Raw genomic sequence first — 21865 nt, 5'->3', positions numbered from 1 at the left:
CTCGGTCTTGTTTGATGTGGCGCAACTCCAACAAAAAGTGAGAGGCGACTGCCGAGGGGTCATATCGACTACTTCACTGCAATGACGGCGGCGCTGAGGTAGATGAAGCTGTTGATCAGCCAGGCGGGCGCGTGTTCCATGGTGGGAAATGGTAGTCGCAAATCCTGATGGGTGCGCTTCGGTTTTTTGCGAAAGACGGACGCAACAGCTTGCCTTCTCCGGCCCATCTCGCGGGTAGCTGCTTCGGGTTGGATCGTATGGTTGCGTTAGCGCCGTGACTTGATGGGCGAAACGGCGTGACACCTGGATTCGATGGCCAGGCACTTTCCTAATGCGATCCTGACACGGCAGGTGGTACGCTGATTCCATTATGAATTCTCCAGCGTTATCTGCATCCAACCGCCAGCCAGCCCGAGGTTGGGTCATCGTCGCGCTTCTGCTGACGGCCGCCACCGCTTGCAGCTTCTTGCTCGATCGCTATGTATCGCTGACCAGCCAGGCCATGATTTATGTGCTGGCGGTGGTGATTGCCTCCTACAAACTGGACTGGATTGAGTCGGCCGTCTGCGCCGTGGTGGCGGTCACCGCATTGAACTTCTTTTTTGTGCCGCCGCGCTGGACCTTTGAGGTCGAAAACCAGGAACACTTTATTGCGTTGGGCACGATGCTGGTGCTGGCTCTGGTGATCAGCCACCTGGCGAAGGGCGTGCGGCGCGAGACTGAGCTGGCGCATCTGAACGAGCGGCGCGCCCGGCAATTGCAGGCACTGGCCACCGACCTGTCCAACGTCAATTCGCCGGCTGATATTGAGGCCCTCGGTCACAAGGCGCTGGACGCCGCCTTTGCCGGACCTTGTTCGCTGGCCCTGACCCAGGACGGGCGTGAACTCGATTTCGCCGCGGACCTGGACGCCGCCGTGCGCGACGGCATGCGCTGCTGCATGAGGGAGGCGGCAGTGCTGGGGCCGGGCACCGGGCGCTGGCCCGGGCTGCTGGCCTGGTACCTGCCTCTGGGCGAGCGCGGTCATGTGACCGGCGCGGCCTGCGTCCGCCCGGCTTTGGCAGCGGATGAGGCTGGCCGCGAGCACGCCCAGGCGCTGTGTGCGCTGCTGGCGCAGGCGCTGTGGCGTCTGCGTGTGACCGCGTCGATGCTCGCGGCGCAAAGCGAAGCGCAACGCCAGCAGTTGCAGAGCACTTTTTTGGCCGCGATCTCGCATGATCTGCGCACACCACTGGCGGCCATCGTGGGTGCCGCGTCTTCCTTGCAAACCCAACGCGACAAACTCAGCGAGCCGGAGCAGGACCGCCTGCTCGGCAGCATTGTCAGCGAGGCGTCCTACCTGTCCACCGTGACCGAGAACACCTTGCAGCTGGTGCAGCTCACCGGCGCGGCGCAGGCGCTTAAACGGGATTGGGAATCGATGGAAGAAATCGTGGGCGCCGTGCTGGCGCGCGTGCGCCAGCGCGACGCCCAGCGCCGCATCAAGTCCAATGTGCCCGAACACTTGCCGCTGGTGAAGGCAGACCCGGTGCTGCTCGCCCAGTTGATCAGCAATTTGCTGGACAACGCGCTGCAATACAGCGACGGCGCGATTGACCTGAGCGTCAGCGTTGAGGCCCAGGAACTGCTCGTTTCCGTCAAGGATCGGGGTCCCGGCATTCCTGAAGCCGAGCAAAAAGTCATCTTCGAGGCCTATACCCGCGGCGATCAGTCGGGCCAGCGTGGTGCCGGTCTGGGCCTGGCCCTGTGCCGGGCCATCGCGCTCGCGCATGGCGGGCGTCTGACGCTGCGCCCGCGCCGGGGCGGCGGCAGCAATTTTGTGCTCGCCTTGCCGCTCGATGCCCAGCAACCTGGCCAAGAGCTGAACCAGGAGCTGCCATGACACTTCGGGTGCTGGTGGTCGAGGACGACCGCGAGATACGGGCGCTGATGCAGTCCTCCTTGTCGGTGGAGGGCTTTGAGGTGCAGACCGCCGTGTCGCTGAGCGAGGCCGGCGCGCTCTTACGCCACAGCCCGCCCGATGTCATCGTGCTGGATCTGGGCCTGCCCGACGGCGATGGCGTGCAACTGGTGCGCGAGGTGCGCACGCGCCATTCGCTGCCCATCATCGTGGTGTCCGCCCGGCATCAGGAGGCGCAAAAAATCCAGCTGCTTGATGCCGGTGCCGACGATTACCTGACCAAACCATTCAGCGTGGGCGAACTGCTGGCCCGCATTCGGGTGGCGCTGCGCCATCGCGGCACCGCGCTGGCCGCGGCGGTCACGGTGCATGAGCTGGACGATCTGCGCATTGATCTGGCTGCCCACAGCGTCCTGCGCAGCGGTGAGGTGCTGCATCTCACGCCGACCGAGTTCAAGCTGCTCGCGCGCTTGGTGCGCAGTGCGGGCCGCGTGGTGACGCACCGGCAGTTGCTGCTCGATGTCTGGGGCCCCGAGTTCACGGAGCACACGCACTATTTGCGGCTCTACATGGCCCAGTTGCGGGCCAAGATCGAGCGCGACCCGGCCGAGCCGCGCCATCTGCTGACCGAGACCGGTGTCGGTTATCGCCTGGCAGCCGTTTGAGTGCACCCTTCCTTATGCGTTCCTGATGCGCCGGTAGCGATAGTGACGCCCTGTTTACAGCCAATGGATTGCAATGAGTAGAACTTCGAATCGGGAAAGCCTGGCCGCGCTCACGCTCGGTGCCATGGGGGTGGTGTACGGGGATATCGGTACCAGTCCCCTGTACACCATGAAGGAAGTCTTCAGCCCTGCCACCGGCGTGCCGCTGGACGGCGTCCACCTCATTGGCGCTGTGTCTGTCATTTTTTGGGGCCTGATGATGGTCGTGACGCTGAAATATGTGTTGCTGATCCTGCGTGCCGACAACCGCGGCGAAGGCGGCATCATGGCGCTGACGGCGCTTGCCGCCAACGCGGCCGGCAAAACGGCGCGGCGGCGCACCGTTTTGCTGCTGATGGGCGTGTTTGGCGCCGCCCTGTTTTATGGCGACAGCGTGATTACCCCGGCCATCTCCGTGCTCAGTGCGGTCGAAGGTCTGGAGGTGGCGACGCCGGCCTTCAAATCCTATGTGCTCCCGATTTCAGTGGCGGTTCTCGTCGGCCTGTTTGCGGTCCAGCGTTTTGGCACCAGCCTCGTCGGCAAGCTGTTCGGGCCGGTCATCCTGTTGTGGTTTGCCGTGCTGACCATCACCGGAGTGACAGAGATCATTCAGCAGCCGGCCATTCTGGCGGCGCTCAACCCATTGAACGCTTTTGAATTTTTGCGCTCACAGGGCTGGCACATGTTTGTGGCGGTGGGCGCCATCGTGCTGGCGTTCACCGGTGTCGAGGCGCTCTACGCCGACATGGGGCACTTTGGCAAACGACCGATCCAGCTGGCCTGGCTGGGACTGGTGTTGCCGGCCCTGGCCATCAATTACATGGGGCAAGGCGCGCTGCTGATGCGCGACCCCTCCGCGCTGGAGAATCCGTTTTATCGCCTGTTCCCCCAAGCCTGGCTCATACCGGCAGTCGTTTTGGCCACACTGGCCACCGTCATCGCGTCCCAGGCGGTGATTTCGGGGGCCTACTCCATGACCAAACAAGCGGTCTTGCTGGGGCTGCTGCCGCGCATGCAGGTGCAATACACCTCGGCCAAGGAAATCGGGCAGATTTACATGCCGGAAGTGAACTGGCTGCTGCTGGTCTCGGTTTTGCTGGCCGTCGTTGGCTTCGGCAGTTCTTCCGCGCTGGCGTCGGCCTATGGCATCGCGGTGACCATGACGATGTTGATCACCACCGCGTTGACTTTTTTTGTCGTGCGCGATGGCTGGGGCTACCCGTTGCCGGTGGCGCTGGCGGCCACCGCTGTGTTTTTGGCCCTCGACACGCTGTTGGTCGTGTCCTGCTCGCTCAAGTTCTTTCAGGGTGGCTGGTTCCCGCTGGTGCTGGGCGTGGTCATCTTCACGGTCATGGCGACCTGGCGGCGCGGTCGCGAACTGTTGATTGACAACATCCGCCACGATGACCCCGAATTGTTGCCCTTCATCACGGCTTTGTCCGCCGATGTCGTGCATCGCGTCCCGCGGACCGCCATCTACACAGTTGCCAACCCGGACACGGTGCCGCAGGCACTCATGCACAACCTGAAACACAACCAGGTGCTGCACGAGCGTAATGTGATCCTCACTGTCGTGTTCCATGACGTGCCATGGATTGCGTTCGACGAGCGCGTTCAAGTCAAGCCTTTGGTGCCCGGTTTCTGGAAGGTACAGGTGAACTACGGCTTCAAGAATGCTCCGGATATTCCGCGGGCGCTGGAGCTCTGTCAATCCCAAGGCTTGTCCATCAACCTGTTTGAGACTTCATATTTCCTCAGTCGGGAAATTGTGGTGCCGACCAAAGGCGCCGGCATGGCCCACTGGCGTGAAGCGCTTTTTGCCATCATGTCCCGCAACGCAGGCAGTGTGGCGGACTTCTTTCGTCTGCCGAACAATTGCGTGATCGAATTGGGAACCCGGGTGCAAATTTGACGTTGCGGATCAGATGGGTCGATGGGTGTCGTTGACCGGGTTCCCCGTTGGTTCCGACTTTCGTCTGAATTTGATGTCGTCAAATTGCAGGTGATGCATGAACTCTCGCAGGATCAACAGGGTTGCAGCGAATTTTGGGTCATCCGGTATGTCCACTTGCGATGATGGCCTGCCTTCGGATCTGGCAGCAAGCTGGTCAAACAGCTTTTCAACCTGTTCAATCGTCAGCGTGATGGCCAATTTTTCCGAACAGTCCGCCATCTTGGCTATCTCGTAAACCAGTTCATCTGTGGAATAAAGTGATGCGCGTCCGACGGTTATCTCACGGGCACGCGTCACTTCGTCCTCAACGACCATAATGGCGTTCTCGATCTCAAGCGGTGATGGCGGATTGTGTCTAAAGAAATCGTTTGACGTCCGCGTCGACCCAATCTTTAGTATCAGAATTTGCTCGGGTTCGACGCCCGTGCCTGCTGCGACACAGGTCCGATCTTCGCCGATGTGCAGAAGCACCATGGGGGTTGCTGGCGGCTCCTGCCTGCGAACAGCTGCGTAGCTCTGATGAATGGCGTCATGCATATCAAACCCCTGAAGTGATGCTCTGCAACCAGGACAAGAAGTCTGCCTGCATTTCCGCGCTGATTCCATGGTCAATGGGGTACAGACGGGTCAGGTGCGCCACGCCCAAGTCACTGAGAAGTTGGTCCGAGCGCTGTGCCCACATCACGGGCAACTTGCTATCGTACTCGCCATGTCCAATGAATGCGTGAAGGTTTTTCAACCGCGCCTTGTCGGCAACATGTGGTTCGAGTTCAGGCAGGATGCGCCCCGACAAGACCCCAAATCCGGCAACGAGCTCGGGCGCGCTCAGCGCAACGCTGGCACTCAAAATACCACCTTGGCTGAATCCGGCAATCACCGTTTTCCGCGGTGCAATGCTGTAGACCGACTGCAGTTGCGCCACAAATCGGAGCAAGGTCTGGCGACTTTGCTCGGCCTCGGTCTCGACGATAAGCGGACCGGCGCTGGTGAAGTTCACCCGAAACCAGCCATACTGCCCCGCGCCCAAGGTCATGGGGCCGCGCGGCATGACGACGAGCGTTTCCGGGCTGATGGCGGCGGCCAAATCGACAAGATTGGTCTCGCAGCCGCCCACACCATGCAAGAGCACCACCAGTGCTTTGGGGTTCGCAGGCTGCGGTTGTTTCGATAAAAACGTCAAATCAAAGTGTGCACTCATCACTCAATCCCCCATGCGTAGGATTCCATTGACAAAACGCCGTTGGTGATACCCCCTTGGAGCAGAGTCACTTCATCCGCCTCGGCGACTGCCCCCATGGCGATCAGCAGGGGGAGAAAATGCTCTTCACTTGGATGCGCCCGTTCGGCGTAGGGTGCCTCAGCACGGTAGTCAAGCAACTGTTTGACCCCATTGGCCAGCACGGCGGTTCGCACCCAGGTGGCAAATTCCTGGGCATAGGCTTCGGGCTGCGCGCCGGATTGACGGACGTCGTACAGGTTATGGGTCATGCTGCCGGAGGCAACAATGAGTACGCCCTGGTTGCGCAGCGGTGCCAGAGCCTGGCCCAACTTCATCGCCTGCTGGGTCGTCAAGCCCAAAGGCATGGAGACCTGAAAAACCGGCACTTTGGCCTCAGGCAGCAGGTGGAGCAGTGGAACCCAGGCACCGTGATCGAGCCCGCGACGGTCGTCGCAATTTGCAGCGAAACCTGCCGCATTCAGCAGGCGGGCCGCCTCTTGGGCCAGTTCTGGCTGACCGGCAGCCCGATATTGCAGTGCATACAGGCTGGACGGAAAACCGCCAAAGTCGTGCACCGTCTCTGGCAACGCCGTGCTCATGACCATCACGTCCTTTGTTTGCCAGTGGGGTGACACCACCAACACCGCCTTGAGTTCAGGCAGTTGCCTGCCCAGGGTTCGCAGCCGGGGGCCAAGAAGTCCAGGCTCAAGGGCAAAGGTTGGTGCCCCATGCGAGATGAAGAGAACAGGGGCTTTGGCTGGGGAGGTCATGACGATTCCAGTGCTTTGTTTTCAGTTTGAATCAAGGTTCGTTGCGCGCATCCAGGCTCCAGGCGCCTGCGCCGTTGGCCGCCAGTGCCAGCAAACCGCCAACCACGGCAATATTCTTGAAGAACAGCAGTTGTGTGACAAATGCCTGGTCAGCAGGAACTGCCCAGTAGGCGTGGAAGAAGAAGCTGGCCACCAGCGTGAACGCCGCCAGAATCAGGGCCGCAAGCCGGGTCTTGAGCCCCGCCAGAAGTGCCAGGCTACCCAGGATTTCAACCGCCAGCGCCAAAACGGCACCCAGGGTGGCAAGCGGCAAGCCCACCGACGAGATGTAGCCCACGGTGCCGGCAAAGCCGGTGAGTTTGCCAAAGCCCGCAGGCAGAAAGAACACGACAAACAACAGGCGAGAAGCCAGGGCGAGTGTGTTTTGAAAGGTCTTGGACATGGTGGTTTCCTGGAAATGAGATGTGTTGATGGATAGGGTCGGTTGATCTGCAAGCCTTAGGCGCTTGCAGATCGCGGGTCTTGGATCAGGCGCGCTTGATCCAGGTCGGCGCAATCGACGTGCCCAGACCTGCGCCGTAGCCCAGGTAAATGTTGAACCCAGCCACGGGCTCCAGGTAGCGAGCATTCTTCAGGCCACCGGCATCCACCGTAGAAAATCCCATACTCTCGGCCAGCGCCTTGGCGGTCTGCTTGGCACGCTCACTGTCACTGGCGACAAATACCGGAACGATTTGACCGTTACCGAAATCAGCGCCGTCGGAAAGCACTTGGGCGAATACGGTATTGAATGCTTTGACAACATCAGCCTCCGGGATGGCCTTGGCGATTTCTTCCGCAGCGGAGTTGCTGTGACCGAGGGTCAATCCCATGAAATCGGCCGTCAGGGGGTTGGTGATGTCGATGACCACCTTGCCGTTCAGATTACCGACACTTTTCAACGCATTGACGGCGTCGGCATAGCCGGTCGCCAGAATGACGACATCAGCTTGAGCGGCTGCGTTGGAGGTGGCGACGGCGGTTGCGCCGATGTTGGCTGCGGCCACCGCTTGTGCTTTTTCAAAACTGCGGGCGGTCACTGTGACTTGATGGCCAGCGTGGGTGAGTTGTTTGACGAAGGCTGCGCCCATATTGCCGGCGCCGATAACTGTGACTTTCATGATGCTTCCTTTGGGTGGGTTGAATTTGTCTGTTGCAGACACTGCATGGGCTGGACCGTGTGTGTTTTGCAGTGCATGGGATGGACTTTATTGGAAATGTGGGAGAAGATAAACACCGTTGAATGTGATTAATTGTCTCGATTGGAGGAATAATGGATCGGTTTCTTGAAATGCAGACTTTCAATGCGGTGGTTGACGCTGGGAGCTTTGTCAAAGCCGCCGACGCGCTGGCGATGTCCAAGGCGGCCGTCTCGCGTTATGTGGTCGACATGGAAACCCGCCTGGGTGTGCGCTTGCTGCACCGCACGACACGGCGGCTTTCACTGACAGATGAAGGACAGATTTTTTATGTTCGCAGCAAGGAGCTGCTGGCCGAACTGGCAGAGGCTGAGGATGAAATCACGTCCCGTAGCGATGCCGCGAGCGGGTTGCTGCGAATCAATGCACCATTTACCTTTGGCGTTTTGCATCTGGCCCCGCTGTGGGGTGCCTTCCGAGTCCGGCACCCTAACGTCAAGCTGGACGTGACGCTGGCAGATCGCCTGGTCGATCTGGTGGAGGAGGGTTATGACGTGGCGATCCGCATCGCCAATCTGGAAAATTCAACCCTGGTCAGCAAGCGGCTGGCGACCACACGCATGGTGCTGTGTGCCTCACCGCAGTATCTCAAGCTGCACGGCACACCCAAGCACCCCGGCGAACTGGCTGACCATGCTGTGATCTCGTACAGCTACTGGTCCACCAAGGACGAATGGCCCTTCAAGGGACCCCTGGGGCCGGTCAGTGTCAAAACCAATCCCTGCATCCATACCAATAATGGGGACACCTGCCGCGCGGCGGCACTCGCCAGCCAAGGCATCATCTTGCAGCCCAGCTTCCTGGTGGGTGACGATTTGGCCTCTGGGGCATTGGTCGAGTTGATGCCCGAATTTCGTTCGCTTGAGCTTGGCATTTATGCGGTGTATCCAAGCCGCAAACATGTCTCGCCCAAGGTTCGCGCGCTCATCGATTTTTTGACAAATCATTTCTCGCAACCAGGGATGGCTTGGTAGATGGACGTCCGGTTTATCCGTCCATCCATCGTCACCATGCCCGGCGTCTTTGTCAGCGTCTTCCTTATCGTCGTCATCGTCAATGACGGACTCCGGTGCGCGGGTTTTAGGCCGGTTTGGAATGCGATGCCTGGGCTGATGCGTCACGTGGGCCAGTGCAGTCGCTTGAATTCACGCTGCAGTGTCGCAAGGCGGCTGCGCTGGGCGGCGGGCGGCGCGTAGCGCAGCGCTTCCAGGCGCAAGAGCCAGTCGCCGATGCGCCGAGCCGCTGGGTGCTCGGGGCCGAGCTGCGCGCGCAGCTGCTCGGCCATGCGGCGCGGCGGGCTGTTCGGGGCCAGTGGGACGCCCGCTTTTTGCAGCCGCGCGCAAGCTTGCGCCAGCAGCCGCAGCCACGGGTCCTGGCGGGTGCGCTCCCACAGGGTCCAGGCTGCGGCGCCCAGGCTGGCCAGCACCACGATGCCGATCAGCAGGTAGATCAGGTCTTCCCAGTTGGGCGACTCAAAGCCCAGGTTTTCCAGCAGGTTGAGCTGCTTGCGCTGTGTGTAGTTCAACACCGACTGGTTCCAGCGGTTGTTGACGGCGTCCCACACCGCGCGCAGGTTCAGGGCCAGCGCCGGGCTGACGTTGCCGAGCAAGGCCTCGGTGATGACGCCACGCGGCGCCTGCAAGCGCTGCAAGCTGCCCACCCGGCCCGGCGCCACGGCGGCGGTGGGGTCCACGCGCACCCAGCCGCGCCCGTTCAGCCAGACTTCGGCCCAGGCGTGGGCGTCGCTCTGGCGCACGGTCCAGAAACCATCGACGGGATTTTGTTCGCCACCCTGGTAGCCGGTGACGACACGCGCGGGCAGCTTGAGCGCGCGCAGCAGGATGACGAAGCTGGACGCGATGTGTTTGCAAAATCCTTCGTTGCGGTCAAACCAGAACTCGTCGGCGCTGTCGCGGCCGTACACGCCGGGGTCCAGCGTGTAGACGTAGCCGCCGCTGCGCAGGCGCTCCAGCACGGCCGCGATCAGTTGCGTCCCGTCGTCCGCGGCATAACGCGGGTCGCGCCTCAGCTCGGCGGCCAGTTGCAGCGTGCGCGGGTTGAAACCAAAGGGCAATTCCAGGTAGTCCTGCAGACCCGCCACCGGGCGCAGTGGGCCATGGCTGAAGTCGGGGTAGCTGCGGGCGGTGTAGCGCAGCAGGTCGGTGATCGGGCGCTCCACCAGCCATTGCAGCTCGGGTGTCATGCGGGCCTCGAAGCCCGTCAGCAGGGGTGCGTTGGGCGTGGCGTCCAGCAGCAGCAACCAGGGGCGCTGATTGGGCTCCAGCGTCACCTGGTAGTTGACCGGCGCGCCCTGCACTTGCAGATCGGGGAGCGGCCGCAGCTGTGCTGGTAGCCCTGAGCGCAGCGGCTGCCAGTTGCGCCCGTCAAAGCTTGAGAGCACCGGCCCGCGAAAATAAAGATCCGACTGACGCGGTGGCGCGCCCTCGAAGCGGATGCGCATGGCAATGCTGTCATCGAGGGCCAGGCTGGCGATATTGCCGACCTGCATCGTGGCCGACAAGCCGCTGCGCCCGCTCATGGCGTCGCTGGGCACGCCCCACAGCGGCGCCAGACGCGGAAACAACATGAACAGTATGACCATGATCGGGGCGCCCAGCAGGGTCATCGAGCCCGCGATGCGGGCCGCCTGCAGCAGGGGCGGCTTGCCCACCGGCATATGGGCATTGACCAGGGCGGTCAGCAGGCCCAGCAGCGCGATCAGCATGGCGCCGGCGGTCAAGAGCGACTGCGAGAAGAAAAAGTTGCTCAGCATCATGAAGAAGCTCAGAAAAAACACCACGAAGGCATCACGGCGGGCGCGCAGCTCCAGCGTCTTCAGGGCCAGCAGCACCACGATCAGGGTCAGGCCGGCATCGCGCCCGAGCAGGGTCTTGTGGGTGAACAGTGTGGCGCCCACGGTCAGCACCAGCAGCAACCAGAGCCACCAGCGCGCGGGCAAGGGCCGCAGCGTGACGGCGAGCCAGCCGCGCCACAGCATGACCGCGCCGCTGAGCAGACTGCACCACAAGGGCAAATGGCTCACCTGCGGCAACACCACCCAGGCGATTACTCCCAGCAGGAACAGGGTGTCGCGGCTGTCGCGCGGCAGCGGGCGCAGGTGATGCAGCAGGTTCAACATGGCGGCAGCCTCAAGCTCAGCACAGCGCCAGCGCTTGCAGGCAGCGACGTTTTTGCGCCTCACCGTGGGCTGGCTTGATTTCCAGGCCACCCAGGCGCAAGCCGTAATCCAGCCCCTGCTGCTCGGCCTGCAGCACCCAGGCGCACAGGCGCGACAACTGCTGTTCCGGCTGGGGCAGGCCGGTCCTGTGCGGCTCCAGCCACAGTTCATGGCGCTGCACCTGCTGCGTGTCGCGGCTGACCAACTCATCGGCCTTGGCGGCCTTTTTCCAGACCACGAGTTTGAGCGGGTCGCCGCGGCGGTAGGCGCGGATGCCATCGTAGTCACCGTTAGCGGGTCCGGGCGCCGCGGCGGCGTCGCCCGCGCGGGGTTCACCCATCGGCAAGGCGGGCGCATGGGCTTCGGGGGCCGGATAAACCAGCACCTGGGCGGCGGGCCGCCAGACCGTCCAGACCCGAAAGGTACCGAGTGGAAAGTGGGTTTCCGCCGTCAGCGCGGGCACGCGGTGCAGGCCGCGGCGCGGCGGCTTGAAGGCCACATGCACCGTGGCGTTCGCTTGCGCGGGCACATCGGTCCAGCTCCAGTGGCTTGAGCCCAGCAGTGCCAGCCCAATGCCAAACCGGGTGCTTGGGCGCCGGTTTTCAAGGTTTATGCCAATAATGGCTGTAGCCCCCGTAAACACTGGGTCAGGCGCTATTAAATGCATAGTTAGTCCGCGCAAGGTCGCGTGGCACACGTGCATGGCAACCAGGCTGCAGCCGGCCAGCAAGAAGGTCAGCAGGTAGCCCAGATTGAGCTGGTAGTTGATGGATGCCACCAGCAGCACCAGCAGCGTGACGCCCAGTATGAGGCCGGGGCGCGTCGGCAAAATGTAGACGTTGCGCTGGGTCAGGGTGAAGCTGTCGGTCAGCGGCAGCCGGGCCTGCCACCAGCGCTGGAATTGCGCGCGCACATGCGCCGCCGGATGCAGCAGCGGGTGGGGCAATGACGGTGCGACGGACATCGGCGCAAGGCGTTCAGGGCAGCGGCACGGCATCGAGCAGGGCGCGCACCTGCTCGACCGCGCCGCGGCCCGCATCCCCCAGCGGCAGCAGGCGATGCGCCACGGTTTGCGCCAGGATGGCCTGCACGTCGTCGGGTGCCACGTAGTCGCGTCCGCTCAGCAAGGCCTGCGCTTTGGCCGCGCGCACCACGGCAATACCGGCGCGCGGGCTCAGGCCCTGCAAAAACCACTTGCCCGAGCGGGTCGCCGCGATCAGGTCCTGCACGTAGTCCAGCAGCGGCGCGGCCGCATGGATGGCCAGCACCTGCTGCTGCAGCATTTTCAGCTCAGTCGCATTCAGCAAGCTGGGCAACTCCTCCACCATGTCGCGCCGGTCCCGACCGGCCAGCAAGGTGCGTTCGGTGGCGCGATCCGGGTAACCCAGTGAGATGCGCATCAGGAACCGGTCCAGCTGCGACTCCGGCAGCGCGTAGGTGCCCAACTGGTCATGCGGGTTTTGCGTGGCAATGACAAAGAACGGTGCCGGCAAGGGGCGGGTGTCGCCGTCCACGGTGACCTGCTTCTCTTCCATGGCCTCCAGCAGCGCACTTTGGGTTTTGGGGCTGGCGCGGTTGATTTCGTCGGCCAGCAGCACCTGCGCAAACAGCGGGCCGGGGTGGAAGACAAAGCTTTCCTTGGCCCGCTCATAAACGCTGACGCCCGTGAGGTCTGTGGGCATCAGGTCAGCGGTGAATTGCACCCTGGAGAACTGCAGACCAAAGGTTTTGGCCAGTGCCAGGGCCAAGGTGGTCTTGCCCACGCCGGGCACGTCCTCAATCAGCAAGTGGCCCCCCGCCAGCAGGCAGGCCACGCAATCTTGCGTTTGCTCAGGCTTGCCGACAATCACCGTGTTAAGCTGATTCAGTATTGATTCAAGTTTTTTTTGTGCATCCATAGCACGACGTTACCAAAATAATTCGAGAGGCAGGCGCTCACCGTGACAATGACCGGCTACTACACCCATCCCGATTGCCGCAAACATGAAATGGGTCCGGGCCACCCCGAATGCCCAGAGCGGCTCGATGCGATCGAAGACCGGCTGCTAATCACCGGCTTGGGGCTGGCGCTGGAGCGGCGCGAGGCGCCTGCGGCCTCGCTGGCCGACATTGAGCTGGCGCACAGCCGCACGCATGTGGCGGCGCTGCGCGGCTTGAGCGATGTGCTGAAAGAAGACATTCTGGCCGGTGGCCCGCCCTATGCCCAGGTGGACCCCGACACCTCCATCAACGTCTACACCTGGGACGCCGCCCTGCACGCGGCCGGCGCGGCGTTGGCCGCGACCGACGCGGTGATTGCGGGCGAATTTGAAAACGCGTTTTGCGCCATTCGCCCGCCCGGCCACCATGCTTGCCGCGAACAAGCCATGGGCTTCTGCTTTTTCAACAACGTGGCGCTGGCCGCCAAGTACGCGCTGGAGCGCCATGGCTTGAAGCGGGTCGCCATTGTTGATTTTGATGTGCACCACGGCAACGGCACCGAAGACATCGTGGCGGGCGACAAGCGTATTTTGATGGTGAGCTTTTACCAGTATCCGTTTTATCCGCTCGATCACGTTCACTCCAACGCGGCCAACCTGGTCAATCTGCCGGTACCGGCCTACACCAAGGGCATGGAGATCAGGGAGCTGATCGAAAGCGCCTGGATGCCGCGGCTGGAGGCTTTCCGGCCCGAGATGATCTTCATCAGCGCCGGTTTCGACTCGCACCGGGAGGACGACATGGGCCAGTTGGGCCTGGTCGAGCAGGACTACATCTGGATCACGCATCGCCTGAAAGACGTGGCGCGCCGCCACGGCAAGGGACGTATTGTCTCGTGTCTGGAAGGTGGCTATGCCTTGAGCGCGCTCGGTCGCAGTGTGGAGGGACATATTCGGGTGCTGGCCGATGTTTGAATTCCGTAGCACCGACCTGGACGGCTGGGTTGCGGCGCTGACCCAAACGGCCGCGCTGATCGAACTCGGCGCACTGGCCTTGTGCGGCCTTGCCGCGTGGGTGCTGGCCGTGCTGTTGCGCCGGACGCTGGGCTCGAACCTGACGAGTTCCATCATGTTTGGCCGACGCATTGTGGACGGGGTGCTGTTTCCGCTGCTGCTGCTGTGCCTGGCCTACGCGGCCAGGGCCCTGCTGCTGGGCCGGGTGCCGCTGGCCGTTTTCAAAATTGCGCTGCCGGTCCTGATTGCCCTGCTGGTCATTCGCCTGGGGGTCAAGGTGCTGCACGCCGCCTTCAGTGAGACGCCGCTGGTGCGTCTGCTGGAGCGCAGCATTTCATGGCTGGCGTGGCTGGCCATGGTGTTGTGGGTCAGTGGCCTGCTGCCGCTGCTGCTGGAACAGCTCGACCAGATCACCTGGAAGATGGGGGGCGCCAGGATGTCGGTACGCACCCTGATCGAGGGGGGCTTGACGGCGGGGGCCGTGCTGATCTTCACCTTGTGGATTTCCGCCGCCATTGAGACCCGTTTGCTGCGCTCCGCCACCGGTGGCGAGTTGTCGCTGCGCAAGGCGGCGAGCAACGCCACACGGGTCTTGTTGATGTTTGTCGGCCTGTTGATGGCGCTGTCAGCGGTGGGGATTGACCTGACCGCGCTGTCGGTGCTCGGTGGTGCCATTGGCGTGGGGGTGGGTTTTGGCCTGCAAAAGCTGGCGGCCAACTATGTCAGCGGCTTTGTCATCCTGGCCGAACGCAGCATGCGGATTGGCGACAACGTGCGGGTGGATAATTTTGAGGGCATTGTGATGCAAATCAACGCCCGCTACACCGTCATCCGCTCACTCGCCGGGCGGGAGTCGATTGTTCCCAACGAGTTGCTGATCACCACACGGGTCGAAAACCTGTCGCTGGCGGATTCGCGGGTCTGGCTCCATACCGTGGTCTCGGTCGCTTATGACAGCGATGTGGACCAGGTGATGCGCTTGTTGAAACAGGCGGCCGTGAACCAGGAGCGTGTGTTGCGTGAGCCTGCGCCTTCGGTCAACCTGGCGGCCTTTGGTGCCGACGGGCTGGAGTTCAAGGTGGGGTTCTGGATCGCCGACCCCGAGAACGGCAGTGACAACTTGAAGTCCTTGATCAACCTGGCCATACTTAAGGCATTGCGAGAAAACCGGATCGAGATTCCCTATCCGCAGCGGGTTGTGCACACGCGCGACGTGGCGGCGAATCCGGCCTGATAATTTTGACCAAGGAGGTTCGCATGACTTTATCTTTGGCTGTGCCCACCCCGCTGGAGTACTTTGCATCGGTGGTGCACAGCGATGCCGACTTTGCCCTGCTGGAGGCGGCTGCCTGCCTGGCGCAGGACGAATACCCTGAACTGGACGTGCAACAAGTGCTGGGTGAAGTTGATCAACTCCTGGAACGACTCAAACATCGCCTTGCGGCTGATGCCGGCCCCTTGCAAAAGCTGCGCGTCCTGCATCAGTTTTTTTACCGGGATTTGGGTTTTGCCGGCAACGTCAATCATTACTATGACCCGGACAACAGCTTTGTGAGTGTGATTCTGCACACGCGCCGCGGCATTCCGATCTCGCTGGCGGTGCTGTGGCTGGAGTTGGCGCAAGGCTTGGGGCTGGCGGCGCGGGGCGTCGGATTTCCGGGCCACTTCATGGTCAAGGTGAATTTGCCCGAAGGCCAGGTCGTGATGGACCCGCTGGACGGCCAGTCGCTGACCCGCGAGGCGTTGGCCGAGCGGCTGGAGCCTTTCCGGCGACGCAGTGGCTTGATGGATGAGTTCGAAGTGCCGCTGGGCCTGTATTTGCAGGCTACCCCGCCGCGCGACATCATTGCCCGGATGTTGCGCAACCTGAAAGAAATCCACACCGGCCAGGAAGACTGGCTGCGCCTGATTGCGGTGCAGGATCGGCTGATTGTGCTGCTGCCGCAAGCCTGGGACGAGTACCGGGATCGCGGCCTGGCCCATGCCGAGCTGGGCCATGCGGGAAGAGCGCTGGAAGACCTGGAAACCTATCTGGGCAACGCCGAACAGGGGCACGACACGTCCGCCATCGCCAGGCGTGTGGCCGAATTGCGGCGCGCCATCAACTGATGTTTCAGGTTGTAATGGATTTTGACTTTTGCAACCGGCGTGGGTCCAATGCGAAACATGAAGCGCAGTGTCGGCAGAGACTGCGCCTGCCCACAACCCAGGAGAGAAACCCATGAAAAGCTTTAAACAAATCGTTTCCACTTGCCTGATCGTCTGCATCACCGCCGCGGGCTTTCCCCTCGCTGCCCAAGCCCGCATCGTGGGCACCGAAGAAATCACAGCGCCCGTGCAGGCAAGCACCAGCCGCGACACCGTGAACCGTTTTCTGGCGCGTGATGACGTGCGCCAGGCCATCTTGGGCCAGGGCGTCAGCCCGCAGGCAGCGGCCGAGCGGGTCGCAGCCATGTCGGACACTGAAGTGGCGCAACTGGCAGGCCGCATTGAGCAGGCCCCGGCCGGTGGCGATGTGTTGGGCATCTTGTTCACCGTGTTCATCGTGCTGCTGGTGACTGACATCATGGGCCTCACCAAGGTGTTTCCGTTCACACGATCGGTTCGATGATCAAGCGACTCATTGGTCTGCGAGCCCCCGTCTTGACGGGGGTTTTTGTTTGGGCGGTGCTGCTTCTGGGTGGCTGCGCCACACCGCAGGTGGCGATGCTGGATGCACGCTGGCCAACTGAACTTCCCGCGCAAGTCGAACTTGCCGATGTTCCGTTTTTTCCGCAGGAAGATTATGAATGTGGTCCTGCCGCGCTGGCGATGGTGGCCACTGCTGCGGGTGTCGATGTGACGCCGGATGCGCTGGTGGATCAGGTTTACCTGCCGGGTCGCAAAGGCTCGCTGCAGCCCGAAATGCTGGCCGCCACGCGTCGGCAGGGCTTGTTGGCTTATCCATTGAAGCCGAAGGTGGAAGACATACTGCGCGAAGTGGCGGCAGGCCACCCGGTGCTGGTGTTCCAGAATTTGGCGTTCTCAATCTACCCGGTGTGGCACTACGCCGTGGTGATGGGTTTTGACCGCGAGCGCCACGTGTTGCTGCTGCATTCCGGGCGCACGGCGCGCATGGAGATTTCAATGTTTGCCTTTGAGCGCACCTGGGCGCGCGGGCAGTACTGGGCCATGCTGGCCCTGAAACCCGGGCAACTGCCCGCCACCGCCGAGCCCCAGGCTTACACCGCCGCAGCGGCCACGCTGGAACGCACGGATGCACGCGGCGCGCAGCAAGCTTTTGCGGCCGCAGTGCAACGCTGGCCGGACGACCGTGCGGCCTTGCTGGGCGCGGGCAACACCGCTTATGCGTTGGGCCAGCGTGACGCAGCGGCCAAGGCCTACCGCCAGGCGGTTCTCAAGCACCCCGATTTTGCCGACGGCTGGAACAATCTGGCGCAAGTGCTGCTGGAGCTGAACCGTCGCCAGGAGGCCAGTCAAGCGATTGCACGCGCGGTGGCCTTGGGCGGTGAGCGCCTGCCGGCGTATTTGGCCTTGCAGGCAAAAATTTATAAGAAATAGGGCTGTAGACCCCGTCAACAAAGCGCTAGTAGCTATTATTTTTATAGTAATTTGGGGTTCGACGGGGTGCCGGCTTCGCCCAGTTGGTGCCAGGCGCGGCGCAGTTGCGTGTCCGAACTGAAGCCCGCCAAAGCGGCCGCTTGGGTGACATTGCGGCCTGACTGCAACGCTGTTTGCGCCAGGGCCAGGCGAATGCGGCGCAGGTACTGCAGCGGCGCAATGCCGGCATGGTCCATAAACAAGCGCGTCAAGTGCCGGGGTGAGGTGCAGGCCACCGTCGCCATGCTGGCCAGGTGCCAGTCTTGTGCGGGCTGGCTGCTGACGGCGTCCTGCACGCGGTGCAGGGCCGGGTGCAGGTGGTTGCGGTAAGCCAGAAACGGTGACAACTCCGGGTCCTGCGGGCCGCGACGCAGGGCCACCACCATGGCTTGCGCCACCTGCGCGGCGATCGGTTCGCCACACAGCTGGGCAATGCGGTGCAAGGTCAGGTCCACGCCGGTGGTCACGCCTGCGCTGCTGTACACCGGTGCGTCTTCCACAAAGACCCGGTTCTCCACCACCTGGCAGTCGGGCTCTACCGACCGCAATTCAGCCAAATGATGGTGGTGCGTGGTCACATGCCGCCCAGCCAGCAAACCCGCATGAGCCGCCAGCACCGCGCCGGCGCACACGGTCATCAGCTCCAGCCGGTGGGTTTGCAGCCGCAGGCCGCGCAGCCAGTGCAGCAGCGCTTGAGCAGCCTCGGTTTGCACAGAAATGGTGGCGCCTGGCTGGCCAACCAGCACCACCCAGGCCGGCGCTGGCAGCGTGTCAGGCAGCGCCTCAAGACCACTGAGTTTGAGCCCCACCGAGCTGACCGTCTCGCTGCTGGGACCGACAAAGCGCAACACAAAGCGCGGCGGCTGGCCCTGCGCCTGCAACGCCTGGTTGGCGATGCGCAAGGCCTCAGCCGGCCCGGCCCAATCCAGCGCCAGGCTGTCGGGTTGCAAGGCAAACAGCACCTGAATCGGCGCGTGTGGCGCGGCGGTCATCGCGCCTCTGCGGAGCGCGCCAACAAGGTGTAAGGCGCGGCCCAGCCAGGCAGTTGACTGATGTTTGCCAGCCACGCGGCAACCGTGGGCGGCACAGCGACTTGGGCCTGGTCGGCCCAATACAAATAACCGCAAAGGCTGAAGTCTGCGATGCTGGGTTCGTCATCCAGGACAAAACGGCGACCATCGCGCAATTCGTACGCCAGTCGCTCAATGTCTGCGTCATAACGCCGCTCAAACCAGACCAGCGATCCCGCTGGATAAGCCAGGGCATCAAAGCGACGGGCGAAACGCAGGTGCGCCAGACTCAAGCCCAGACGATTGGCTTCCCAGAACAGCCACTCCCGCGCACGGGCCAGACGGGCACTGGATTCGCCACCGAAACGCCCGGTTTGCTCTGCCAAAAAGAGAAGAATGGCATTGGACTGAACATAGGCCTGTCCTTGATGCAGCAGAAGGGGCACTTCGCCAAACTTTGCCAGGCTGCGAAAGGGTTCCGGCCGCGCCTGGTGAGGCAAACCGATGTCGATGACCTGGTAATGGTGGGGAATCTGCGCCACTTCCAGCGCCAGTTTGACTTTGTATGAGTGACCCGACTCGGGGTGTCCAAACAAGGTGTAGTCCATTTTTAATCCTCAAACGAGCCGTGGTAATCCATCTGCCGTGCGGTCAACTGGGCCAAATCACGCCCGCCCAGCCGAGCCACCAGGTGCAGGCACATGTCGATGCCCGCACTGATGCCGGCCGAGGTGACGACCTGGCCGTTGTCAATCCAGCGCGGGTCGTCGCAGACGGTCAGGGCAGGGAAGCGCGTCTGCAAATCGCTGCTGTCTTCCCAGTGGGTGGTGACGCGCCCGGTGCGCACCACACCACTGGCCGCCAGCAAAAATGCGCCGGTGCACACCGATGCCGTGATCTGCGCCTGGGTGGCGGTGCGGGCGATCCACGCCAGCGTTTGCGGACAGGCCATGGCAGCGTCCACCACGCCGCCGGGCACCAGCAGCAGGTCGCAGCGCGGGTGGTCAGCAAAGCTGTGTTCGGGCAGCACACGCAGCCCGGCACGCGCCTGAATCGGCTGACCATCACGCGACACGCAGGCCACGTCAAACAGCGCCGCCGCGCCCGGGTTGCGCTTGCCATGCACCCGGCTGGCGGTGGTGAACACCTCATAAGGTCCGGCAAAGTCCAGTACCTCGACCGCATCAAACACCAGGATGCAGACCGACACAGGCGGGCGCTGACTCATGCCGCTCCTGTAGCCCGTTCAAGCGCCTGCGCGACGCTGCAAATGGTGGCAAAGCGGTCTTTCAGCACGGTGGCGGTGCGCGCCTTGATGTCGACCGCACTCAGGGTGGATCCATCAAGTTGTTGCATGTCCCAGGTGAGCGTGGCGTCCAGGCAGTAGTCCACCTGCCAGCCCAGATCAGAGGCGTGGCGGGTGGTGGTCTCGCAGCATTGCTCGGTGCGGATGCCGCTGATAATCAGCCTTTGAATGCCGTTCTGCGTCAGCCACACGTCCAGTCCCGTGCCCACCAGCGCGCTGTGGCGGCTCTTGTGAAAGGTGGCGGCGGCGTCAAACGGGTGCAGTTGGGCCAGCGGCTGCACAAAGCCCGATTCGAGCGCAAACGGGTTGCTGGCGGTCTTGGGGCCGTCGACGTGAAAGACACGCACGATCGGCAGGCCGCGCGCCACGCAGCCGTCAATCAGCGCGTTTTGTGCGTTGAGGTAGGCGGGCAGATCGGTCGCCGTGAAGTACGGGCGCTGGCGGAACGACTCTTGCGCGTCAATCAAAATAAGACATGTGAGGGACTTGCAGAATTCAAAATAGCAGCAGGCTGGGATTCGCTCGATGCTCAAATTTTGAGCACTTTTCAACGACCATGAAGAACCCAGAGCGTTATCGCATCGATTTCCCCTTGTTTGGCCCACAGTTCATCCTCGCAAGGCGCTGCGAACTGGGTTTGAAGTGCGTTTGCTCTGAGGTGTTGCGTTTTTGACTCATACCAGCAGTCTCGTGAATTGATCAGCGCACAGCGCCACCACCCCCAGCATCAGGTGGCACATCACCTTGGCGTGTCCACGCACCTGGACATGGCGGGCGCCAAATTCATCCTTGAGCCGCGCGTTGCAACGCTCGGCTCCTGATCTGGTTTTGTAGCGTTGTGCCTCGTGCGGGGCAAACTCCTGCTTTTGCCCTTTGCGCGGGTTGTGATCGATCAAGGGCACGCGCCCCGCAGCCTCGATTTCTTCACGGATCACCGTGCTGCAATAGGCTGCATCCATCAATTCATAGCAGGCATCGACCCGCTGCGCGCTGATGCGCATGAGCGGTAATGCGACCCGGCTGTCATGCACATTCGCCCCCGTCAGCACGGCGCTGATGGGTACGCCACAGCAAGCCGTGTCCAGATGCAGTTTGTAGCCCTTCCAACTGATCTTGTAGCCCTGCGCGTTCTTCTTGGTGCCTGTGGCGCAAGCAGTGTCGAGCTCAAAGAGCATTTGCTCAAGCGTCTGGCTGCGCTGGCGCTGCAGTGGGCTTGGCTCGGGGCTGGGGCGAACTTCACCTTTTTTGGGCCGCCCGGGTTTGTTTTTGGGCTTGGCTTGGGCTGCCTCGACTTTGTCTTTCTTTGCAATCGATTCCCGTGCCTCTATGGCCGTGGAGTCGCGGCTGATGTGACCAATGAGCTGGTCGCCCAAGGTGTCCGTGATCATGCGGGCATGCACGCGTTCAATGAGTGCACTGGTGGCAAACTCTTCAAACGCGCGGCTGAAGGTGGACTCGCTGGGCAGCGCAAAACGCAGATCAAAGCCGCACAGGCGGCGCAGCTTGCTGTCGGCTTGCAGGCGATCCATCAGCGCTCTGGTGGTCTTCAAGTCCAGTACCGCTTTGGCCAGAAACGCACAGGCCAGCGCGCAACGATCCATCTCGGGTTGTCCCACGCCACGGCCTTGTGCGTAGCCCCGATCTCGGTAAACCTCTAACTCGATTTGCGTGAACTCGAAGGCTCGGATGATTTGTTCAAGCTTGGGGGTCAGGCCCGTGTAGTCTTGCTCCACCAGCCCTATGAGGTCTCTTTGCAAGGCAGAAAATCTTTGGGCAGTAACGGGACTCAGGGTAGTATGCATGGGCGGGCATCAAGTTCATGATTCAATACCCTGATCTTCCAGCCTTTTGGGCGGTGCCCGCATCTTTTTTTTCTGCATCAGATCGCGGGTAATTCGGCAGGTTTGGGGAATTCTGCAAGTCCCTCAAATGAAATTGAAAATTACTATGGTGGCTGCCATTGCTGCTGCCGCCGGTGTTGCCATGGCCCAGGAGACGGTCGTCAAGATCGGGCACGTTGCTCCGATTTCCGGTGCCCAGGCGACTTATGGCC

At 62.2% G+C, this 21865-nt stretch carries 22 protein-coding genes and 1 pseudogene; 10 read left to right on the top strand and 13 right to left on the bottom strand.

Features of this window, described 5'->3' with window-relative positions; translation table 11 throughout:
* The first annotated feature begins 370 nt into the window (after positions 1-370).
* The 3 genes from WA157_RS14785 to WA157_RS14775 all read left to right on the top strand — a co-directional run bounded on the left by WA157_RS14785 (position 371) and on the right by WA157_RS14775 (position 4516).
* Positions 371-1882 carry a sensor histidine kinase gene (locus WA157_RS14785; RefSeq protein WP_422621693.1) on the top strand — a complete coding sequence of 504 codons (1512 nt, stop codon included), beginning with the start codon at positions 371-373 and terminating at the stop codon, positions 1880-1882.
* Positions 1879-2565, top strand: a complete 687-nt coding sequence (locus tag WA157_RS14780) for a response regulator (RefSeq protein ID WP_422621692.1) — start codon at positions 1879-1881, stop codon at positions 2563-2565. Before WA157_RS14785 ends, WA157_RS14780 begins: the two co-directional genes overlap by 4 nt.
* A gap of 73 nt (positions 2566-2638) precedes the next feature.
* The gene (locus tag WA157_RS14775) at positions 2639-4516 is read left to right on the top strand and encodes a potassium transporter Kup (RefSeq protein ID WP_422621691.1); all 1878 of its coding nucleotides are present in this window, start codon (positions 2639-2641) and stop codon (positions 4514-4516) included.
* Between the two features lie 9 nt (positions 4517-4525).
* Here WA157_RS14775 and WA157_RS14770 read toward each other — a convergent pair whose 3' ends face one another.
* The 5 genes from WA157_RS14770 to WA157_RS14750 all read right to left on the bottom strand — a co-directional run bounded on the left by WA157_RS14770 (position 4526) and on the right by WA157_RS14750 (position 7707).
* A complete protein-coding gene (locus WA157_RS14770; RefSeq protein WP_422621690.1) occupies positions 4526-5095 on the bottom strand; it encodes a hypothetical protein in 570 nt (189 codons plus the stop codon).
* 1 nt (position 5096) lies between these two features.
* On the bottom strand, positions 5097-5756 hold the full coding sequence (locus WA157_RS14765) for an alpha/beta hydrolase (protein WP_422621689.1): 660 nt from the start codon (positions 5754-5756) through the stop codon (positions 5097-5099).
* Positions 5756-6547 carry a DODA-type extradiol aromatic ring-opening family dioxygenase gene (locus WA157_RS14760; protein ID WP_422621688.1) on the bottom strand — a complete coding sequence of 264 codons (792 nt, stop codon included), beginning with the start codon at positions 6545-6547 and terminating at the stop codon, positions 5756-5758. Before WA157_RS14760 ends, WA157_RS14765 begins: the two co-directional genes overlap by 1 nt.
* A 31-nt stretch (positions 6548-6578) precedes the next feature.
* Entirely contained in the window at positions 6579-6989 is a 411-nt protein-coding gene (locus WA157_RS14755; RefSeq protein WP_422621687.1) for a DoxX family protein, read from the bottom strand.
* Between the two features lie 85 nt (positions 6990-7074).
* Complete coding sequence (locus WA157_RS14750) at positions 7075-7707, bottom strand: NADPH-dependent F420 reductase (RefSeq protein WP_422621686.1); 633 nt, start codon at positions 7705-7707, stop codon at positions 7075-7077.
* Positions 7708-7859: 152 nt separating this feature from the next.
* On the opposite strand from WA157_RS14750, the gene WA157_RS14745 reads away from it, so the two are divergent.
* Positions 7860-8759, top strand: coding sequence for a LysR family transcriptional regulator (locus WA157_RS14745; protein ID WP_422621685.1), 900 nt, complete (start codon positions 7860-7862; stop codon positions 8757-8759).
* A gap of 143 nt (positions 8760-8902) precedes the next feature.
* On the opposite strand, the gene WA157_RS14740 is transcribed toward WA157_RS14745, so the two are convergent.
* From WA157_RS14740 to WA157_RS14730, 3 genes are read right to left on the bottom strand one after another with little or no spacing between them, the layout of a single operon-like run.
* Positions 8903-10924 (bottom strand): transglutaminaseTgpA domain-containing protein, encoded by a 2022-nt coding sequence (locus WA157_RS14740; protein ID WP_422621684.1) that lies wholly within the window; start codon positions 10922-10924, stop codon positions 8903-8905.
* 16 nt (positions 10925-10940) lie between these two features.
* On the bottom strand, positions 10941-11927 hold the full coding sequence (locus WA157_RS14735) for a DUF58 domain-containing protein (protein WP_422621683.1): 987 nt from the start codon (positions 11925-11927) through the stop codon (positions 10941-10943).
* A gap of 13 nt (positions 11928-11940) precedes the next feature.
* Complete coding sequence (locus WA157_RS14730) at positions 11941-12861, bottom strand: AAA family ATPase (protein WP_422621682.1); 921 nt, start codon at positions 12859-12861, stop codon at positions 11941-11943.
* 42 nt (positions 12862-12903) lie between these two features.
* Between WA157_RS14730 and WA157_RS14725 the strand changes: the two genes are divergently transcribed.
* The 5 genes from WA157_RS14725 (at position 12904) to WA157_RS14705 (ending at position 17457) form a co-directional block, all read left to right on the top strand.
* Complete coding sequence (locus WA157_RS14725) at positions 12904-13857, top strand: histone deacetylase family protein (RefSeq protein WP_422621681.1); 954 nt, start codon at positions 12904-12906, stop codon at positions 13855-13857.
* Complete coding sequence (locus WA157_RS14720; protein WP_422621680.1) at positions 13850-15130, top strand: mechanosensitive ion channel family protein; 1281 nt, start codon at positions 13850-13852, stop codon at positions 15128-15130. Before WA157_RS14725 ends, WA157_RS14720 begins: the two co-directional genes overlap by 8 nt.
* Positions 15131-15153: 23 nt before the next feature.
* Positions 15154-16005, top strand: a complete 852-nt coding sequence (locus WA157_RS14715; protein ID WP_422621679.1) for a SirB1 family protein — start codon at positions 15154-15156, stop codon at positions 16003-16005.
* 112 nt (positions 16006-16117) lie between these two features.
* Positions 16118-16507, top strand: coding sequence for a PA2779 family protein (locus tag WA157_RS14710; RefSeq protein WP_422621678.1), 390 nt, complete (start codon positions 16118-16120; stop codon positions 16505-16507).
* Positions 16504-17457 (top strand): PA2778 family cysteine peptidase, encoded by a 954-nt coding sequence (locus WA157_RS14705; RefSeq protein WP_422621677.1) that lies wholly within the window; start codon positions 16504-16506, stop codon positions 17455-17457. Before WA157_RS14710 ends, WA157_RS14705 begins: the two co-directional genes overlap by 4 nt.
* Before the next feature lie 41 nt (positions 17458-17498).
* Here WA157_RS14705 and WA157_RS14700 read toward each other — a convergent pair whose 3' ends face one another.
* The 5 genes from WA157_RS14700 to WA157_RS14680 form a co-directional block, all read right to left on the bottom strand.
* A complete protein-coding gene (locus tag WA157_RS14700) occupies positions 17499-18488 on the bottom strand; it encodes a GlxA family transcriptional regulator (RefSeq protein ID WP_422621676.1) in 990 nt (329 codons plus the stop codon).
* Positions 18485-19114, bottom strand: a complete 630-nt coding sequence (locus WA157_RS14695; RefSeq protein WP_422621675.1) for a glutathione S-transferase family protein — start codon at positions 19112-19114, stop codon at positions 18485-18487. The genes WA157_RS14700 and WA157_RS14695 overlap by 4 nt, the downstream gene beginning before the upstream one ends.
* A 2-nt stretch (positions 19115-19116) precedes the next feature.
* Positions 19117-19734 carry a DJ-1/PfpI family protein gene (locus WA157_RS14690; RefSeq protein ID WP_422621674.1) on the bottom strand — a complete coding sequence of 206 codons (618 nt, stop codon included), beginning with the start codon at positions 19732-19734 and terminating at the stop codon, positions 19117-19119.
* Entirely contained in the window at positions 19731-20279 is a 549-nt protein-coding gene (locus WA157_RS14685) for an isochorismatase family protein (protein WP_422621673.1), read from the bottom strand. Before WA157_RS14685 ends, WA157_RS14690 begins: the two co-directional genes overlap by 4 nt.
* Before the next feature lie 207 nt (positions 20280-20486).
* A complete protein-coding gene (locus WA157_RS14680) occupies positions 20487-21614 on the bottom strand; it encodes a transposase (RefSeq protein ID WP_422621672.1) in 1128 nt (375 codons plus the stop codon).
* A gap of 127 nt (positions 21615-21741) precedes the next feature.
* Between WA157_RS14680 and WA157_RS14675 the strand changes: the two are divergent.
* A pseudogene (locus WA157_RS14675) lies at positions 21742-21865 on the top strand (branched-chain amino acid ABC transporter substrate-binding protein); the annotation flags it as partial.

Origin of the sequence: Rhodoferax ferrireducens, assembly GCF_049302455.1 — a bacterium.
Taxonomy (GTDB): Bacteria; Pseudomonadota; Gammaproteobacteria; order Burkholderiales; family Burkholderiaceae_C; genus Rhodoferax; species Rhodoferax ferrireducens_B.
The sequence above is the reverse complement of the archived record's forward strand: the minus strand, read 5'-3'. Positions and strand labels throughout refer to the sequence as shown.

Coding starts and splice junctions, on each gene's coding strand:
- WA157_RS14785 (WP_422621693.1), top strand. CDS start 371: ATGAATTCTCCAGCGTTATCTGCATCCAACCGCCAGCCAGCCCGAGGT.
- WA157_RS14780 (WP_422621692.1), top strand. CDS start 1,879: ATGACACTTCGGGTGCTGGTGGTCGAGGACGACCGCGAGATACGGGCG.
- WA157_RS14775 (WP_422621691.1), top strand. CDS start 2,639: ATGAGTAGAACTTCGAATCGGGAAAGCCTGGCCGCGCTCACGCTCGGT.
- WA157_RS14770 (WP_422621690.1), bottom strand. CDS start 5,095: ATGCATGACGCCATTCATCAGAGCTACGCAGCTGTTCGCAGGCAGGAG.
- WA157_RS14765 (WP_422621689.1), bottom strand. CDS start 5,756: ATGAGTGCACACTTTGATTTGACGTTTTTATCGAAACAACCGCAGCCT.
- WA157_RS14760 (WP_422621688.1), bottom strand. CDS start 6,547: ATGACCTCCCCAGCCAAAGCCCCTGTTCTCTTCATCTCGCATGGGGCA.
- WA157_RS14755 (WP_422621687.1), bottom strand. CDS start 6,989: ATGTCCAAGACCTTTCAAAACACACTCGCCCTGGCTTCTCGCCTGTTG.
- WA157_RS14750 (WP_422621686.1), bottom strand. CDS start 7,707: ATGAAAGTCACAGTTATCGGCGCCGGCAATATGGGCGCAGCCTTCGTC.
- WA157_RS14745 (WP_422621685.1), top strand. CDS start 7,860: ATGGATCGGTTTCTTGAAATGCAGACTTTCAATGCGGTGGTTGACGCT.
- WA157_RS14740 (WP_422621684.1), bottom strand. CDS start 10,924: ATGTTGAACCTGCTGCATCACCTGCGCCCGCTGCCGCGCGACAGCCGC.
- WA157_RS14735 (WP_422621683.1), bottom strand. CDS start 11,927: ATGTCCGTCGCACCGTCATTGCCCCACCCGCTGCTGCATCCGGCGGCG.
- WA157_RS14730 (WP_422621682.1), bottom strand. CDS start 12,861: ATGGATGCACAAAAAAAACTTGAATCAATACTGAATCAGCTTAACACG.
- WA157_RS14720 (WP_422621680.1), top strand. CDS start 13,850: ATGTTTGAATTCCGTAGCACCGACCTGGACGGCTGGGTTGCGGCGCTG.
- WA157_RS14715 (WP_422621679.1), top strand. CDS start 15,154: ATGACTTTATCTTTGGCTGTGCCCACCCCGCTGGAGTACTTTGCATCG.
- WA157_RS14710 (WP_422621678.1), top strand. CDS start 16,118: ATGAAAAGCTTTAAACAAATCGTTTCCACTTGCCTGATCGTCTGCATC.
- WA157_RS14705 (WP_422621677.1), top strand. CDS start 16,504: ATGATCAAGCGACTCATTGGTCTGCGAGCCCCCGTCTTGACGGGGGTT.
- WA157_RS14700 (WP_422621676.1), bottom strand. CDS start 18,488: ATGACCGCCGCGCCACACGCGCCGATTCAGGTGCTGTTTGCCTTGCAA.
- WA157_RS14695 (WP_422621675.1), bottom strand. CDS start 19,114: ATGGACTACACCTTGTTTGGACACCCCGAGTCGGGTCACTCATACAAA.
- WA157_RS14690 (WP_422621674.1), bottom strand. CDS start 19,734: ATGAGTCAGCGCCCGCCTGTGTCGGTCTGCATCCTGGTGTTTGATGCG.
- WA157_RS14680 (WP_422621672.1), bottom strand. CDS start 21,614: ATGCATACTACCCTGAGTCCCGTTACTGCCCAAAGATTTTCTGCCTTG.